The sequence below is a fragment of the Leclercia sp. LSNIH1 genome (assembly GCF_002902985.1).
Lineage (GTDB): Bacteria > Pseudomonadota > Gammaproteobacteria > Enterobacterales > Enterobacteriaceae > Enterobacter.
Map to the genome: position 1 here is coordinate 2,222,560 of NZ_CP026167.1, position 14,734 is coordinate 2,237,293.

Genomic DNA, 14,734 nt, shown 5'->3' on the forward strand with positions numbered 1-14,734 from the left:
TCTGATAGCTGGCAGGCATTTTTTAATATCGTCGCGCTTGTAGGCCAGGAATAATCCCAAAGCCGTGCAATTTCCCGGTATATCCCCGCTGATGGCTACCCTTTTAAGGTAAACCCGCATTTTTTCTCTGAATCCGGAGGTCGAATGAAAGCATTGACGTATCATGGCCCACATAACGTTAAGGTTGAAACGGTACCCGATCCGGCCATCGAGCAAGCTGACGATATTATCCTGCGCATCACCGCCACCGCGATCTGCGGTTCTGATCTGCATCTCTATCATGGGAAGATCCCGAAGGTGGAACATGGCGATATCTTCGGCCATGAGTTTATGGGGGAAGTGGTGGAGACCGGCCGAGAGGTGAAAAATCTCGCTAAGGGCGATCGGGTAGTGATCCCCTTTGTGATTGCCTGCGGCGACTGCTTTTTCTGCCGCCTGCAGCATTATGCCGCCTGTGAAAATACCAACAGCGGGCGCGGCGCCTCCCTGAATAAAAAACAGATCCCACCTCCGGCTGCGCTTTTTGGCTATAGCCATCTTTACGGTGGTGTGCCCGGCGGCCAGGCGGAATATGTCCGCGTGCCAAAAGGCAACGTCGGCCCCTTTAAGGTGCCGCCGCTGCTGTCAGATGATAAGGCCCTGTTCATGTCGGACATCCTGCCCACTGCCTGGCAGGCCGCCAAAAATGCCCAGATCACTCAGGGCAGCAGCGTCGCGGTATTTGGCGCCGGGCCAGTAGGCCTCCTGACCGTTGCCTGCGCACGTTACCTCGGGGCCGAGCAGATTTTTATCGTCGATCATCACGACTACCGACTGCGCTTCGCCCAGGATCGTTACGGCGCGATCCCCATTAACTTTGATCGCGACGACGATGCCGCAGAAAAAATCATTGAGCAGACCCGGGGTCAGCGTGGGGTGGATGCTGTTATCGATGCGGTAGGTTTTGAGGCGAAAGGGAGCACCACGGAAACGGTGCTGACCAACCTCAAGCTCGAGGGCAGCAGCGGTAAAGCCCTGCGGCAGTGTATTGCTGCTGTACGGCGCGGTGGGATCGTCAGCGTGCCGGGCGTCTATGCCGGCTTTATTCATGGTTTCCTGTTTGGCGATGCCTTTGACAAAGGGCTCACCTTTAAAATGGGGCAGACTGACGTTCATGCCTGGCTGGGTGAACTGTTGCCGCTGATCGAGCAGGGGCTGCTCACGCCTGAAGAGATCGTCACCCATTATATGCCGTTTGAAGAGGCGGCTCGCGGATATGAGATCTTTGATAAGCATCAGGAAGAGTGCCGGAAAATTATTCTGGTGCCTGGTGCACAAAGCGCGGAAGTGGCAAAAGAGCGGGTCACGGGGCTGGTCAACCCTATGCCTGGCGGCGTGATCTGATAGCGGAAGGCCGGAAAGAGGATGCCCGGGCATCCTCTGGGTTAAGCGCGTAAACGCTTATTCAGATGGGCTTAGCGCAGGTATTCGCCTGCTGCTTCAGGCTGCCAGAGCAGTTCCAGCACCTCCAGATGCGTGGCGGTACCGCCTGGCAGTTCCCAATGGATAGTGTCGCCGGTACGCAGGCCAATCAACGCGGCCCCCACCGGTGCCAGGACCGACAGTTGCGTGCTGCTGTCGGTCATCTGCGCCGGGTAGACCAGCGTGCGGGTACGCACTTCGCCAGTGGTCAAATCGCGGAATTTCACCTGGCTGTTCATGGTGACCACGTCAGACGGCATGTCCTGCGGGGCACACATCTGGGCACGATCCAGTTCAGCGTTCAGGGCATCTGCGACGGGTAGCGATGCAAAGGCCGGTTGCTCCAGCAGGCGGTCGATACGTTCAGCATCGAGTTCGTTAATGATAATGGTGGGTCTGGACATTATTTACTCCATGTCGTTAATGCTGCGACAACCGCAGAAGATGCCAAAAGAAAACCCTCGCCATCCGGTAGCGAGGGTTTAACGATGACTGATAATACTGAGTCTGCGCCCGGGTTTGAAGTGATGGCTGTCACATTCATGGCGTGGATTGAGTTCCGGACTGTCATCTGCCTCGATAGTATGAATTTTGTACGAAAAACGTGATCGTTTGTCGATTTGGATTATCCTTTTTATGCGCCCTTACAAAGTAAGCGCCGCTGATAAGCATCGATAAACGACACATATTCATTCTTCATTTCATACGGATTGCGTTACGCTGATCCTCTTGGGGCAGGGGGATGAGCGAAGCGTAATCCGTGCCTGCCGGTTTACATTCCAAACCTGTTCAGAGAGCGCTATGTACTTTTATCAACCTTCCCAGGGACACGGCCTGCCGCACGATCCACTTAACGCCATTGTTGGCCCACGTCCGATTGGCTGGATTGCCTCGTGCGATCCTGAAGGACGGCCCAATCTGGCGCCCTACAGCTTCTTCAACTGTTTTAATTACCATCCGCCCATCATCGGTTTTGCCAGCACTGGCTGGAAGGACAGCGTGCGCAATATTGTCGAGACCGGGGAGTTTGTCTGGAATCTCACCACCCGTGAGCTGGCCAGCGCCATGAATGAGACCTCTGCCAGCCTCGCGCACGGGGAGGATGAGTTTTTACGTGCCGGGCTGACTAAAGCGGAGAGCCAGCTGGTGAAGGTGCCGCGCGTCGCCGAAAGTCCGGTCAATTTTGAGTGCCGCCTGTCACAGTGTATCCAGTTGACTGCCGCCAGCGGCGCTTCGATCGATACCTGGCTGGTGCTGGGGGAAGTGGTGGGGATCCACATTGACGAAAACCTGCTGCAGGACGGGATCTATCAGACGGCGAAAGCCCAGCCGGTGCTGCGCGCCGGTGGCCCGACGGCGTACTTCGCCATTAGCGAGGATCAACGCTTTGACCTGGTCCGCCCGGACGCGCGAAAAGGGTAAGATCTCAGTAACCGATTTTGTCGATCACAAACTGTTTGCCACAGTTGCCCGGATGCGGCTGTGGCACAAATGAGGAGGTTGCCAGCGGGGCGTTGATGCTGGCCGCGGTGAGGGAAAGCTGTACTTCCGTGAGATAGGCCGGATTACCGCTGCAGCTGAGCTTGACGGCTTTCACCGTTGTCGGCCCCCAGCCTCTGGCGACGGCGGCGTCAAAGGCGCTGCGGGTGACGGTTTTGCCGTAGTTGGCCGCGAGGAACTGCCCCAGCGGGCTGGCTTTGACTTCCTGGTTCATGCGCACCATGGTGCCGAAATAGGCGTCGGGATCGAACCCAAAGCAGACGCCGTGTTTGGCATATTCGTAACGTTCGAGGCAGGAGTTGCCGCCTGCGCCGGGCATCACCTCATTTAGCTTCGCGGCACCGGTCAGCGACAGGCCGGTCTCGGCGGCGTCGCATTTACGGCTGGCTTTTGCCTCCGGCATATTGGGAATGGGGCGGGTGGCGCAGCCATAGCGCATCCAGCGGCGATCGTCGACGCCGCGAGCGGCGATAGATTTCGGCAAGCCCGGCCACAGGCCGTGAACGGTGAGGATCGTCGTTTTGTCGTTACGCTCTTTTTGCAGGCGGCACTCATCTGGCGCTGCGCGGTTGCGGTCATGCAGGCTCTGGCAAAAACCAGATTGCCATGAGAGCGCCAGCACGTAGCGATCGAAATCCGCATATTGCGTCGCCTGAAGCGGGGCGGCCTGCGCCGGGAAAGCGCACAGCGCAACTGCGGTTACGCTGACAGGCAAAACGAAATCCTTTCTGAACATATCAATTCCTGATGGTTGAAGGCAAAATATTGCTGGAGATTATTAAAGCACAAAAAGCGCCCGCAGGCGCTTTATGCTATGGCGTGGCTTAGCCCACGGCGGTGCCAGGCACGAGTACTTCCGTGGCAATAATCACAATCACCAGCCCCACCAGCACCGGAACAGAGGTGCGTTTTACCACTTCGAACGGCGAAATCTTCGCCATCCCGGCAACGGCGACCACCACACCGGAAACCGGGGAGATGGTGCGGCCCAGGTTGGAGGCCTGCAGCATCGGAATGGTGAGATAGGCCGGGTTAATACCGGACGAGTGCGCCAGTTTCGGGATCATCTCCACGAAGGCGTAAAAGGGCGCATTACCGGAGCCGGTGGTCATCGCCGCCAGCATGGTCAGGACAACCAGCACCATCATCAGGATGATACTCGCCGAACCAAACGAGGTGGCGATGGAGATCAGGCTCTGGATAAAGCCGATAGTGCTCAGCCCCTGGGCAAAGACCCCGGCCGCCACCAGTAGCATCACTACCCCGGCGAAAGCATCCGCCATGCCGCGATAGGCCACTTCCAGGCCGCTAAAGACCTTCTGAGTATTGAAGCCGCGAACAAATTCCAGCAGCGCGGCAATCAGCATGCAGAGCACCAGAATGGTGATGATATGCAGTTCCGGACCCCATTTGCCGTCGAAAATCAGCACGCCGACGATGGGCGTAAACGGCAGAATTGCATAGAAGGAGGGGGCGGTGGTGGTGATTTCGCTGACGTCGAGGCGTTCGTGCGAGATGTTCTCTTTATTATCGAGGTAACGCTGCCAGAAGAAGTGCGCAATTGCCATGCCGATAATGGCGGCAATAGAGATCGGCAGGGTGGTTTTAAAGGCGAAATCGATCAGCGGCATCTCGGCGGCTTTAGCGGCCAGTACCACGTCACCGGAGGTGGGGGAGAGAATAATCGCTGCCGGGGAGGCACAGATGGCTGCCGCCGCACCGCGACTGATCCCCACGTTGACCATTACCGGGAACAGGGTCGCCATCAACAGTACCCCGAGGCCCGTCGCTGACGACACGGCCAGTGACATCAGGCAGGCGACAAAATAGGCGGCAATCATCAGCAGGTAAGGGGAGTTGATATAGCTCAGCGGCTTTGAGGCCAGCTTAACGACCATATCATTGGCGCCGATGTGAGTCATATAGGCGGCAAAGCCGCAGAGCATCATGATCATCATCCCCAGATCGCCACCGCGGCTCATCAGCAGGATTTTGATATATTCAATGATGTCGGTTGCGGTGTAACCGGTGCTGGTGGCACTGGACGGCAGCACCTGGTGACCCATCAGGGCACTGACAATCAACAGAGCCAGACCGCCGACAAAGAGCACCCCGGTAGCGGAGTAACCTTTAATGATGTAGCGTGCGACGCCGACAATGACAACCACCCCGATCAGGAGCTCGATAAACGTTAGCATGGTTTCCTCTGTTTCCCGACGCCCCCAGAGCGAAGGATAAAGTAGCAATGAAAATAAGGTGACAAAATGTGCCGAAATAATGGCCCGGTCTCGCTGACTAAAATCAATAAATCGGCGACTAAAGCGTCGTTGTTGCCGATTTTCTGCTGCAGCGCTATGTATCTTCGCTGGTTGGTCCTGGTTCGCGTGTCGACGCGCGATCACCACACTCCTTAAACCCGCCTCTGGCGTCTCTCTGCTGCAGAAAGAAACCCGATACATTCAGATAATCAAATTTCAATACGCTTTAACCGTCACTTCGCGGATAATATTTTACCGCTCGGATCGCTCTTAAAATATATTTAAGATGGGCTTATGCGGATAAAAATATTACCTTTTTAGCCGTTATTTCAATGCGGATAAATATCCGGCAAAGGCGTCCTGGCGCGATGCGTGTTGCCAGCCTGAGGAGTGGGTGGTTGGCGGGTTTCTCGACGGTATAGGAGCCCCGCAACACCGCTGCGATAGGGGGTAAGCTATTCGTGTGCTATATAAGCTATTGCATCATCATTAATTTTTCTTAAAAGCATCTTAATATTTTGCGGTAAGCCATTTTTTATCAGGACAATTCTTATCTGCTGCGCTGAATAATTAAGATAAACGCCAATGTCGTCATGTTTCCATTCCGCTATTCTGTGCGAGAAGACGCGGTGAATATGAAAATGGTAATTTGATTGTGACGTTTTTTAATAAATCTTTCCTTATTTTTTCTTTTATTTTTGCTCAGTTACCTTTTTCAACTGCGGCAATGGCTAAAGATGTGCCTACTCTCAGGGACTGGGTCAAAACGATCCACAACGATATGGTTGAAACCTGGGAGGCGCCCCAGCATTACGATCTCTATGTCCCCGCCATCACCTGGCATGCCCGCTTTGCCTACGATAAAGAGAAGACCGATCGCTATAACGAACGTCCGTGGGGCGCGGGAGCGGGCCAGTCGCGCTGGGATGAAAAAGGTAACTGGCATGGACTTTATGCCATGGCGTTTAAAGACTCTTACAATAAATGGGAGCCGATTGCGGGCTACGGCTGGGAGAAAACCTGGCGGCCGCTGGCCGATGACAACCTCCATCTGGGGCTCGGGTTTACTGCTGCAGTGACGGCGCGCGATAACTGGAATTACATCCCCGTTCCGGTGCTCTTACCGCTGGCTTCTGTGGGATATGGTCCGGCAACCTTCCAGATGACCTACATCCCCGGTACCTATAACAACGGCAACGTTTACTTCGCCTGGATGCGGTTTCAGTTTTAACTGAAAAAACTTTACACGCTGGTGATTTAATAGCCAGTTATTGAATAGTAAAGGATAAAAATTGGGCAGGAAAAATTAACGCGACTTTTGTCACTTTTCTTCAAAAAGCCACTGGACAAAACCGCTAACAATTGTTGTACTGATACCCGACACAGCATTTGTGTCCAATTTTCATGTAAAGGTAATTTTGATGTCTAAGATTAAAGGTAACGTTAAGTGGTTTAATGAGTCCAAAGGATTCGGTTTCATTACTCCGGAAGATGGCAGCAAAGACGTGTTCGTACACTTCTCTGCAATCCAGAGCAATGGTTTCAAAACTCTGGCTGAAGGTCAGCGCGTTGAGTTTGAAATCACTAACGGTGCCAAAGGCCCTTCTGCTGCTAACGTAATCGCTCTGTAATTCAGACGAGACAGCAAGAATTTCAAAACCCGCTCACCGAGCGGGTTTTTTTCGTTTTCAGCTCAGCTAAACATGTACAGTTTCAGAAAGCTGGCGATAATCAGTATGCCCAGCATCACCGCCCCTGCGCTTGCCATTTTCTCTTTCATTCCCACGCCCTCTCAGTCAACTGCCTCAAGGGTGCCTGAGAAAAATTAAGCCAACATTAAGGGCCGTGGTTTTAGTGTGCGTTAATTGCAGAAACTAACCAAAATGCGAGCGCGGTCATCATTAGCGAGCCCAGCAGATTGACCGCGACGTTCAGCAGCGCCCAGGCGGCGCGGCCATCCTGTAACAGGAACACCACTTCCGCCGAGAAGGTTGAGAACGTGGTCAGCCCGCCGCAGAAGCCGGTGGTGATCAATAATTTCCACACCGGATCGATGTGGGTCATCCTGTTGAACCACGCCAGCCCCAGGCCAATAATAAAGGCACCCGTGAGATTCGCTGCCAGCGTGCCGAACGGGATTTGCTGATGCAGCGGATTAAATCGCATGCTCAACAGCCAGCGCGCCACGCTTCCTGTGCCCCCACCGATAAAAACGGCTAAAAGTAGTTGAAACACGAACAATACCTGCTGTTTGATGTGTAAGGGCTATGAGTGTAACGCCGTTTGAGGCAGGGGGAAAATATGTACGTGGCGGTTGGACAGTTTGCAGTAACAGCGGAGTGGCAAAAAAATGCCGAAACCTGCGTGTCGCTGATGGCACAGGCGGCAGAGCAGGGGGCATCGCTGCTGGTCCTACCCGAAGCGCTGCTGGCACGTGATGATAACGATCCCGACCTCTCTGTAAAGTCCGCCCAGCAGCTCGACGGTGGCTTTCTGACGCGGTTGCTGGAGGAGAGCGCACGTAATCACCTGACTACGGTACTGACCGTACATGTTCCTTCAAGCAGAGGCAGAGCCATTAACACCCTTGTCGCCCTACGCGACGGCAGGATCGTTGCGCAGTACGCCAAACTCCATCTTTATGATGCGTTCAGTATTCAGGAGTCCCGTCTGGTTGATGCGGGCTCGGTTGTACCGCCGCTGATTGAGATCGACGGCATCCATCTGGGGCTAATGACCTGCTACGATTTGCGCTTCCCGGAGATGGCATTGAATCTGGCGCTGGCGGGAGCAGAGGTATTGGTTTTACCTGCGGCATGGGTCAGAGGGCCGCTCAAGGAGCACCACTGGTCAACGCTTCTGGCGGCCCGGGCGCTGGACACAACCTGCTATGTGATCGCAGCAGGCGAGTGCGGCAATAAGAATATCGGTCAGAGCCGCATTATCGATCCCCTGGGCGTGACCATTGCAGCCGCGGCTGAAGGCCCGGCACTGTTGCTGGCTGAGATCGACCGGGAGCGCATCATCAAGGCGCGCCAGCAGTTGCCGGTCCTGCGCAACCGACGTTTCGCGCCACCGCAATTATTGTGAGTTTTTTAAACAACGCTTGATTCACCTTGTTACAGATTGCTATTGTGTGCGGGCGCCAAATGACCGTTAATAAGGTCGGGTTTTTAGGGCGCGAAATGCAGCCTGTTTACGTCAAGAAGGTATCTATGGGTGAGATTAGTATTACCAAACTGCTGGTGGTAGCCGCACTGGTTGTCCTGCTGTTTGGTACCAAAAAATTACGTACGCTGGGCGGAGACCTGGGTGCTGCCATCAAAGGCTTTAAAAAGGCGATGAACGAGGATGACGCAACGGCGAAAAGAAGTGCCGACGCGGATATCACTGCCGAGAAGCTCTCTCACAAAGAGTAACGGCAACGCGTTGAAGCGTTTGATAAAAAAAACCGGCCTGTAAGCCGGTTTTTTTATGGTTGAACTGTAAACTTTTGTGACGGGTTTACTTCACCTCTTCGCCTTTCGCCTGCATATCGGCGTGATAAGACGAACGCACAAACGGACCACAGGCAGCGTGGGTGAAGCCCATTGCCATCGCTTCGGCTTTCATCTCGTCAAACTCTTCCGGGCTCACGTAGCGCTGCACTGGCAGGTGGTGACGGCTTGGCTGCAAATACTGGCCCAGCGTCAGCATGGTGACGCCATGACGACGCAGATCGCGCATCACTTCAACGATCTCTTCGTTGGTTTCACCCAGCCCGACCATCAGACCCGATTTCGTCGGGATATCCGGATGGGCTTCTTTAAAGCGCTCCAGCAGCTTCAGTGACCAGTTGTAATCTGCACCCGGGCGCACCTGACGATAGAGGCGCGGTACGTTTTCCAGGTTGTGGTTAAAGACATCTGGCGGGTTGGCATTGAGAATCTCCAGCGCGCGATCCATACGGCCACGGAAATCCGGAACCAGCGTCTCAATCTTAATGGACGGGCTTTTCTCACGGATGGCAGTGATGCAGTCAGCAAAGTGCTGAGCGCCGCCGTCGCGCAGATCGTCACGGTCGACGGAGGTGATAACCACATAGCGCAACGCCATATCAGCAATGGTCTGCGCCAGTTTCTGGGGTTCATTGGCGTCCGGGGCGACAGGACGTCCGTGGGCAACGTCACAGAATGGGCAACGGCGGGTACAGATTGCGCCGAGGATCATGAAGGTCGCGGTGCCGTGGTTGAAACATTCAGCGAGGTTCGGGCAGGAGGCCTCTTCACAAACAGAGTGAAGGCCGTTTTTGCGCATCGCCGCTTTAATTCCCTGAATACGCGAAGAGTCCGCCGGAAGTTTAATTTTCATCCATGCCGGTTTTCTTAACAGCGCTTCGCGCTCCGTAGCCACGTTTTTAACCGGGATTAGGGCCATTTTATCGGCATCGCGGTATTTAACACCGCGTTCCATCACAATGGGTTTACTCATAGCGTGCGTCTTCCAGTTGCGAATATCGAAGGAAAGCGTTTCAATTCAAGGGAATGTTGTATTTATCAACTATTTTTGAACGAACGACAGGCAGTATATCATTGATACGGACGATAAAGCAGCCTGCCCGGTCGCCAAATTGTAAAATAGTTGTTGTTTTGAGCCTTTTATGCGGAATAACCCGCTTTTATGGATGAGGATAAGGCTTAAAAGGCCTGGCGGATGACGTTGATGAGATTTTCCAGCACCGGGTCGCGCAGGCTCAGCTTGTTGTAATACAGCGAGATTTCTACGCATTCAGCATTGAGCGGGGCGAAGGGGATCTGCTCCAGCGGCCAGCAATGGCGTACCAGGTTAAACAGACGCTCCGGGATGATACCAATCAGATCGCTGTTGCCGATCAGGGCGGCAATCGTAAAAAGATTGTAACTGCTGAAGTTGACCTGCTTTTCCGGGAAAATGTCGTTAATGCGTTGTCGCAGCCCATTCAGGTTTTGGCCTTCCAGCGTGAGCAGCGTTTGCTCATAGTGCTGCAAATTGTCTACCGTTGCGGCCTGGCTCAGCGCCGGATGGTCTTTACGGCAGATTAGCAGCAGTCTGTCGGCGAAAAGTACGTGGTGGCTCAGGGCGCGGGCATTCAGGGAATTGCTGTCCACAATCAGATCGGACTGGAACTGCCCTAACTGCGTCTCGGCGTCAACGATCGAAATATTACGCAGCATCAGGTGTGGCGCATGGATCTTCACGGCCTGGTAGATTGGCGGCAGAACCAGAGCGGCTACGGTCGGGGTCGTGCCAATGGTGATAGTGCGCTGCTTATCGTAGCTGCCGGTGAGATCCAGCGCCCCGAGAATCGATTCCAGCCCCTGGCTGATATATTCGTGCAGATGTGTGGCGTAGGCGGTGGGGGTCACCCCCTGGCCTTTACGAATAAAGAGCGGATCGGGAAAAATTGTCCGTAATTTTTGAATGGACTGACTAATTGCCGAGGGAGTGAGATTCAGAATTTTCGCAGCATTAACGATCCCTTTATGAACATATACCGCCTCAAAAATCGTCAATAAGTTGAGATCGATATTACGTAAAGTCCGAAAAATTTGCGGTTTTGCATCACTGCCGATTTCACTCAAGCGCTTTTCTGGAAGTTTATTATTATCCACGCTATCCCTCCATATATATTCACGATATAAATAATAGTTGAATTTAAATAATGTGCTTATTGAGATGGGTAAACAGGTTCTGTTAATTGAGGTTCTTTACATTAACTCTTTGAATTACATTGTTTTCGATCAGGCGTGACTGCGCCAGTCGGCATGCCATGCCGACGCGGAAAAACAGGTGAAACGCGAATGTGCAGACGTGTTGCAGGCGTTTTGAAAATATAGAAATCAGGGGGTGTTGTAAAGGATAAATGGTTCAAATAAGACTGGCTCATCAAATAAATGAGCCAGTCGGGAAAGAGAATTAAGCAGCAATATATTTATGAGGTGGATTATTTAGCAGTGCTAAAATAGAGTTAACCAAATGTGGGCGCGCCACCTCGGGCGTAATGTCCTTGACCCACTCACACATTTGCGCCATCTCCATCCCGGCATAACCGCAAGGGTTAATGCGCTGAAAAGGCGAAAGATCCATATTGATGTTTAATGCCAGACCGTGAAAAGAGCACCCTTTACGAATTCGCAGACCAAGGGAGCATATCTTTCTTTCACCGACATAGACGCCGGGAGCGTCCGCCCGCGGGTGCGCATCAATATCAAATTCAGCCAGCGTGTTAACCACTGTCTGTTCCAGCAGCGTCACCAGCTCGCGCACGCCGAGCTTTCTGCGTTTCAGGTTAAGCAGAACATACATCACCTGCTGGCCCGGCCCGTGATAGGTAATCTGCCCGCCACGATCGCTCTGGATAACCGGTATATCGCCAGGCATCAACAGATGCTCAGCTTTGCCTGCCTGGCCCTGGGTAAAGACGGGGGGATGCTCTACCAGCCAGATCTCATCCGGCGTGTTCTCGTCGCGTGTGTCAGTAAATTCATGCATAGCCTGGGAGACAGGCTCATAGGGCTGCAGCCCAAGCTGGCGAACGAGAAGGGTGTCCTGATACAAAACGATCTCTCCGAACGAAGGAACAAACTGTAGCGGGGAGTATATCACAGAGGGGAAGCAGGTTACCCGGCGATGCGGGTAACCGAAAGGCGTTAAAGCACCATACGAACGATATCGATATTGCCGAGCTCTTCGTACAGGGTCTCGACTTGTTCAATATGCGTGGCCGTGATGGTGATCGACACAGAGTGGTAGTTACCTTTGCTGCTTGGTTTCACCGTCGGAGAGTAGTCTCCTGGCGCATGGCGCTGTACCACCTCAACCACCTGATCAACCAGCTCAGGCAACGCCTGTCCCATTACTTTGTAAGTAAAAGGAGTAGGGAATTCAAGCAGTTCATTAAGTTTGGTTTTCATGGGAGCTCCGGCAGTACGTCAAAAAAATAATAACTCCCACATCAGGTGGGAGTTATCAGGTTACATAGTATATGGGGACAGAAATCACACTTTCAAGTGTTCAATTCTTAACCAAACCAGTGATGGAACATCAATTTAATGTAATCAATGATTTTGCCGAAGAAATTGCCTTCAGGGATTTCATCCAGCACCACCAGTGGGCGCTGATCGATGGTTTTACCATCGAGCTGGAAGTTGATGGTGCCGACAACCTGGTTTTTCTTCAGCGGGGCGTGCAGCTCGCTGGCGTTCAGCACATAGCTGGCCTTCAGATCTTTCATGCGTCCACGAGGAATGGTCAGGTAGAGATCTTTATCTACACCCAGGGAGGCACGATCGTTATTACCGAACCAGACCGGCTCAGAAGCAAACTCTTTCCCCGCTTTCAGCGGGTTAACGGTTTCGAAGAAGCGGAAGCCCCAGGTCAGCAGCTTCTTGCTCTCAGTCTCGCGTCCTTTAAAGGTACGACCGCCCATCACGGCAGAGATAAGACGCATCTGGCCTTCCGTCGCCGAGGCGACCAGGTTGTAACCCGCTTTTTCAGTGTGGCCGGTTTTGATGCCGTCAACGTTCAGGCTGTTGTCCCACAGCAGGCCGTTACGGTTGGTCTGACGAATACCGTTAAAGGTGAACTCTTTCTCTTTGTAGATGGTGTATTCGTTCGGTACGTCACGGATCAGCGCCTGACCAATCAGCGCCATATCGCGCGCAGAGCTGTACTGACCTTCAGCATCCAGGCCGTGAACCGTCTGGAAGTGGCTGTTTTTCAGACCCAGCGCGCTCACGTAGCTGTTCATCAGGCCGACGAAGGCATCCTGGCTGCCAGCCGCAAAGTCTGCCATCGCCACGCAGGCATCGTTACCGGACTGCAGGTTGATGCCGCGGATCAGCTGAGAGACAGGCACCTGCATACCCGGTTTCAGGAACATCAAAGATGAGCCCTTAAATACCGGGTTGCCGGTAGCCCATGCATCGTTACCGATGGTGACCAGGTCGGTCTCTTTGAATTTACCTGCTTTCATGGCCTGACCGATGACATAGCTGGTCATCATTTTGGTCAGACTGGCCGGATCGCGTCGTGCATCAGCGTTCTGTTCAGCCAACACTTTGCCGGAGTTGTAGTCGATCAGGATGTAGGATTCCGCGTCGATCTGCGGAACGCCTGGGATCATGGTCTTGATATTCAGGTCATCGGCGTGAGCAACAGAGAGCGTGGCAGCGCAAAGCGCCGTAGTGAGCGCCATGCGCTGCATAAAACGAGCGGAGAAAGTGGTCTTCATGGTCAGAACAACGACATCCGTGATGGAATTAAAAAAAGTGCCTTACTATAGCAAATGCTATACAGGCAGGCATCCGACTTTCAGCATGAGAATGTGAATCATCATGACAAAAACTGACAATTCGGATACCGCCGATTATCATTTTGCAACAGCGATAAATGACTGTAACTGCGCTTCATTCTGCAGGCGCTGCTGCAACGCGGCGGCCTCAGATTTGCTGGCAAACGGGCCTAACTGGATACGCCAGACTGCGCCATTTTGCTCAACACGACCCGGAACACCAAACTGCTGGCCGAGGCGCTGCTGATACTGCTGCGCACGTGCCCGATCGCTGACTGCGCCAACCTGCACGACATATCCACCGGCCTGGGCAGGGGCGGAAACGGGGGCCGTAACCGGCGCCTGAGTCGGAGCGGACACTGGCGCAGTGACCGGAGCCGTCTGGTTCACCGGCGCGGTGACGACCGGCTGCGGCGCTGGCGGTTCGCTGCCTTCCAGTACACCTGGCGCAAGCGTGGTGGGTGCGCCGAGGAAACCGCTGCTGCTGACCGGTGCGCCCATGCTGTCTTCGCTTTTCAGCGTGTCGTTACTGATGGGGCGCACGTCACCCTGCGGCGCAGGTTCGGAAACGGACGACGCGCTACCCATACCGCCGCTCAGATCGGGACGCGCGGGCAGGGCATAAGTCTGTTTTGCCACGGTAGTACAGGCCATACCCGGGCCGGAGAGCGAACCGTCCTGGGCGACAATAATCGGGTCGATCCGCACTTTGGTATTGTTTGACGTGTTCAGGCGGTCTGCCGCGGCGCGCGAAAGCGAGATGACGCGATCGTTGCCGTAAGGGCCCCGGTCATTAATACGCACCACGATCATCCGGCCATTCGCCAGGTTGGTGATACGCGCATAGCTCGGGATCGGCAGGGTCGGATGCGCAGCTGTAAGCTGCATTGGATCAAACACTTCACCGGATGCGGTCAGGTTGCTTCCCGGCTCGGCATCATAAATAGCCGCCAGGCCTGCCTGACTGAAGCGGGAAAGATCCTGGACGATTTTGTAGCTCTTACCGTCTCGCTCGTAATCCTGGTTCGCGGTAGCGCTGAGCGGTTCAAAACGCGGATCGGCTCCGCTGATCTCAACCACCGGACCATTACATACTGCCGGCTGCGGCGGTGCGACGGTCGCTTGCTGCTGACCATCGTCACTTGTACAGGCTGCCAGTAAACTCACTGCGATGCAGATCCCAGACCACTGCTTACGCATTGCG

At 54.0% G+C, this 14,734-nt stretch carries 16 protein-coding genes; 6 read left to right on the top strand and 10 right to left on the bottom strand.

Translation table 11 applies throughout. The annotated features are described in order from the left end of the window. The first annotated feature begins 144 nt into the window (after positions 1–144). The gene (locus C2U54_RS10955; RefSeq protein ID WP_103178652.1) at positions 145–1,383 is read left to right on the top strand and encodes a zinc-dependent alcohol dehydrogenase; all 1,239 of its coding nucleotides are present in this window, start codon (positions 145–147) and stop codon (positions 1,381–1,383) included. A 71-nt stretch (positions 1,384–1,454) separates the two neighbouring features. Here C2U54_RS10955 and rnk read toward each other — a convergent pair whose 3' ends face one another. Then, positions 1,455–1,865: a nucleoside diphosphate kinase regulator gene (gene rnk, locus C2U54_RS10960; RefSeq protein WP_103178653.1), complete on the bottom strand. Its 411-nt coding sequence runs from the start codon at positions 1,863–1,865 to the stop codon at positions 1,455–1,457. Positions 1,866–2,262: 397 nt separating this feature from the next. On the opposite strand from rnk, the gene C2U54_RS10965 reads away from it, so the two are divergent. After that, complete coding sequence (locus C2U54_RS10965) at positions 2,263–2,883, top strand: flavin reductase family protein (protein WP_103178654.1); 621 nt, start codon at positions 2,263–2,265, stop codon at positions 2,881–2,883. A gap of 4 nt (positions 2,884–2,887) precedes the next feature. Here the strand turns inward: C2U54_RS10965 and rna are convergent, their stop codons facing one another. Beyond that, complete coding sequence (gene rna, locus C2U54_RS10970) at positions 2,888–3,697, bottom strand: ribonuclease I (protein ID WP_103178655.1); 810 nt, start codon at positions 3,695–3,697, stop codon at positions 2,888–2,890. Between the two features lie 88 nt (positions 3,698–3,785). Then, the gene (dcuC, locus tag C2U54_RS10975) at positions 3,786–5,159 is read right to left on the bottom strand and encodes an anaerobic C4-dicarboxylate transporter DcuC (RefSeq protein WP_103178656.1); all 1,374 of its coding nucleotides are present in this window, start codon (positions 5,157–5,159) and stop codon (positions 3,786–3,788) included. A 787-nt stretch (positions 5,160–5,946) separates the two neighbouring features. Between dcuC and pagP the strand changes: the two genes are divergently transcribed. Both pagP and cspE read left to right on the top strand, forming a co-directional pair. Further along, positions 5,947–6,450: a lipid IV(A) palmitoyltransferase PagP gene (gene pagP, locus C2U54_RS10980; protein ID WP_233210471.1), complete on the top strand. Its 504-nt coding sequence runs from the start codon at positions 5,947–5,949 to the stop codon at positions 6,448–6,450. A 190-nt stretch (positions 6,451–6,640) separates the two neighbouring features. After that, a complete protein-coding gene (cspE, locus tag C2U54_RS10985; RefSeq protein WP_002439184.1) occupies positions 6,641–6,850 on the top strand; it encodes a transcription antiterminator/RNA stability regulator CspE in 210 nt (69 codons plus the stop codon). A 220-nt stretch (positions 6,851–7,070) separates the two neighbouring features. Here the strand turns inward: cspE and crcB are convergent, their stop codons facing one another. After that, positions 7,071–7,454, bottom strand: a complete 384-nt coding sequence (crcB, locus tag C2U54_RS10990) for a fluoride efflux transporter CrcB (protein ID WP_103178657.1) — start codon at positions 7,452–7,454, stop codon at positions 7,071–7,073. A 66-nt stretch (positions 7,455–7,520) separates the two neighbouring features. On the opposite strand from crcB, the gene C2U54_RS10995 reads away from it, so the two are divergent. Beyond that, positions 7,521–8,309 carry a deaminated glutathione amidase gene (locus tag C2U54_RS10995; protein ID WP_103178658.1) on the top strand — a complete coding sequence of 263 codons (789 nt, stop codon included), beginning with the start codon at positions 7,521–7,523 and terminating at the stop codon, positions 8,307–8,309. 125 nt (positions 8,310–8,434) lie between these two features. After that, entirely contained in the window at positions 8,435–8,638 is a 204-nt protein-coding gene (gene tatE / locus C2U54_RS11000) for a twin-arginine translocase subunit TatE (RefSeq protein WP_103178659.1), read from the top strand. 85 nt (positions 8,639–8,723) lie between these two features. Here the strand turns inward: tatE and lipA are convergent, their stop codons facing one another. From lipA to rlpA, 6 genes are all read right to left on the bottom strand, one after another. Continuing rightward, positions 8,724–9,689, bottom strand: coding sequence for a lipoyl synthase (gene lipA / locus C2U54_RS11005; protein ID WP_103178660.1), 966 nt, complete (start codon positions 9,687–9,689; stop codon positions 8,724–8,726). Positions 9,690–9,895: 206 nt separating this feature from the next. Then, a complete protein-coding gene (locus tag C2U54_RS11010; RefSeq protein WP_103178661.1) occupies positions 9,896–10,849 on the bottom strand; it encodes a YbeF family transcriptional regulator in 954 nt (317 codons plus the stop codon). Between the two features lie 304 nt (positions 10,850–11,153). Continuing rightward, positions 11,154–11,795, bottom strand: a complete 642-nt coding sequence (gene lipB, locus C2U54_RS11015; protein WP_103178662.1) for a lipoyl(octanoyl) transferase LipB — start codon at positions 11,793–11,795, stop codon at positions 11,154–11,156. A gap of 92 nt (positions 11,796–11,887) precedes the next feature. Continuing rightward, complete coding sequence (ybeD, locus tag C2U54_RS11020; RefSeq protein ID WP_003022706.1) at positions 11,888–12,151, bottom strand: DUF493 family protein YbeD; 264 nt, start codon at positions 12,149–12,151, stop codon at positions 11,888–11,890. A gap of 107 nt (positions 12,152–12,258) precedes the next feature. After that, positions 12,259–13,470, bottom strand: a complete 1,212-nt coding sequence (dacA, locus tag C2U54_RS11025; RefSeq protein ID WP_103178663.1) for a D-alanyl-D-alanine carboxypeptidase DacA — start codon at positions 13,468–13,470, stop codon at positions 12,259–12,261. A 138-nt stretch (positions 13,471–13,608) separates the two neighbouring features. Next, positions 13,609–14,730 (bottom strand): endolytic peptidoglycan transglycosylase RlpA, encoded by a 1,122-nt coding sequence (gene rlpA / locus C2U54_RS11030; RefSeq protein WP_103178664.1) that lies wholly within the window; start codon positions 14,728–14,730, stop codon positions 13,609–13,611. Positions 14,731–14,734 lie beyond the last annotated feature (4 nt).

What these genes read in the sequence shown, in the direction of transcription:
- rlpA (WP_103178664.1), bottom strand. Translation starts at nt 14,730, where the DNA reads ATGCGTAAGCAGTGGTCTGGGATCTGCATCGCAGTGAGTTTACTGGCA.
- cspE (WP_002439184.1), top strand. Translation starts at nt 6,641, where the DNA reads ATGTCTAAGATTAAAGGTAACGTTAAGTGGTTTAATGAGTCCAAAGGA.
- dacA (WP_103178663.1), bottom strand. Translation starts at nt 13,470, where the DNA reads ATGAAGACCACTTTCTCCGCTCGTTTTATGCAGCGCATGGCGCTCACT.
- rna (WP_103178655.1), bottom strand. Translation starts at nt 3,697, where the DNA reads ATGTTCAGAAAGGATTTCGTTTTGCCTGTCAGCGTAACCGCAGTTGCG.
- pagP (WP_233210471.1), top strand. Translation starts at nt 5,947, where the DNA reads ATGGCTAAAGATGTGCCTACTCTCAGGGACTGGGTCAAAACGATCCAC.
- ybeD (WP_003022706.1), bottom strand. Translation starts at nt 12,151, where the DNA reads ATGAAAACCAAACTTAATGAACTGCTTGAATTCCCTACTCCTTTTACT.
- tatE (WP_103178659.1), top strand. Translation starts at nt 8,435, where the DNA reads ATGGGTGAGATTAGTATTACCAAACTGCTGGTGGTAGCCGCACTGGTT.
- C2U54_RS10955 (WP_103178652.1), top strand. Translation starts at nt 145, where the DNA reads ATGAAAGCATTGACGTATCATGGCCCACATAACGTTAAGGTTGAAACG.
- lipA (WP_103178660.1), bottom strand. Translation starts at nt 9,689, where the DNA reads ATGAGTAAACCCATTGTGATGGAACGCGGTGTTAAATACCGCGATGCC.
- dcuC (WP_103178656.1), bottom strand. Translation starts at nt 5,159, where the DNA reads ATGCTAACGTTTATCGAGCTCCTGATCGGGGTGGTTGTCATTGTCGGC.
- rnk (WP_103178653.1), bottom strand. Translation starts at nt 1,865, where the DNA reads ATGTCCAGACCCACCATTATCATTAACGAACTCGATGCTGAACGTATC.
- C2U54_RS10995 (WP_103178658.1), top strand. Translation starts at nt 7,521, where the DNA reads ATGTACGTGGCGGTTGGACAGTTTGCAGTAACAGCGGAGTGGCAAAAA.
- C2U54_RS10965 (WP_103178654.1), top strand. Translation starts at nt 2,263, where the DNA reads ATGTACTTTTATCAACCTTCCCAGGGACACGGCCTGCCGCACGATCCA.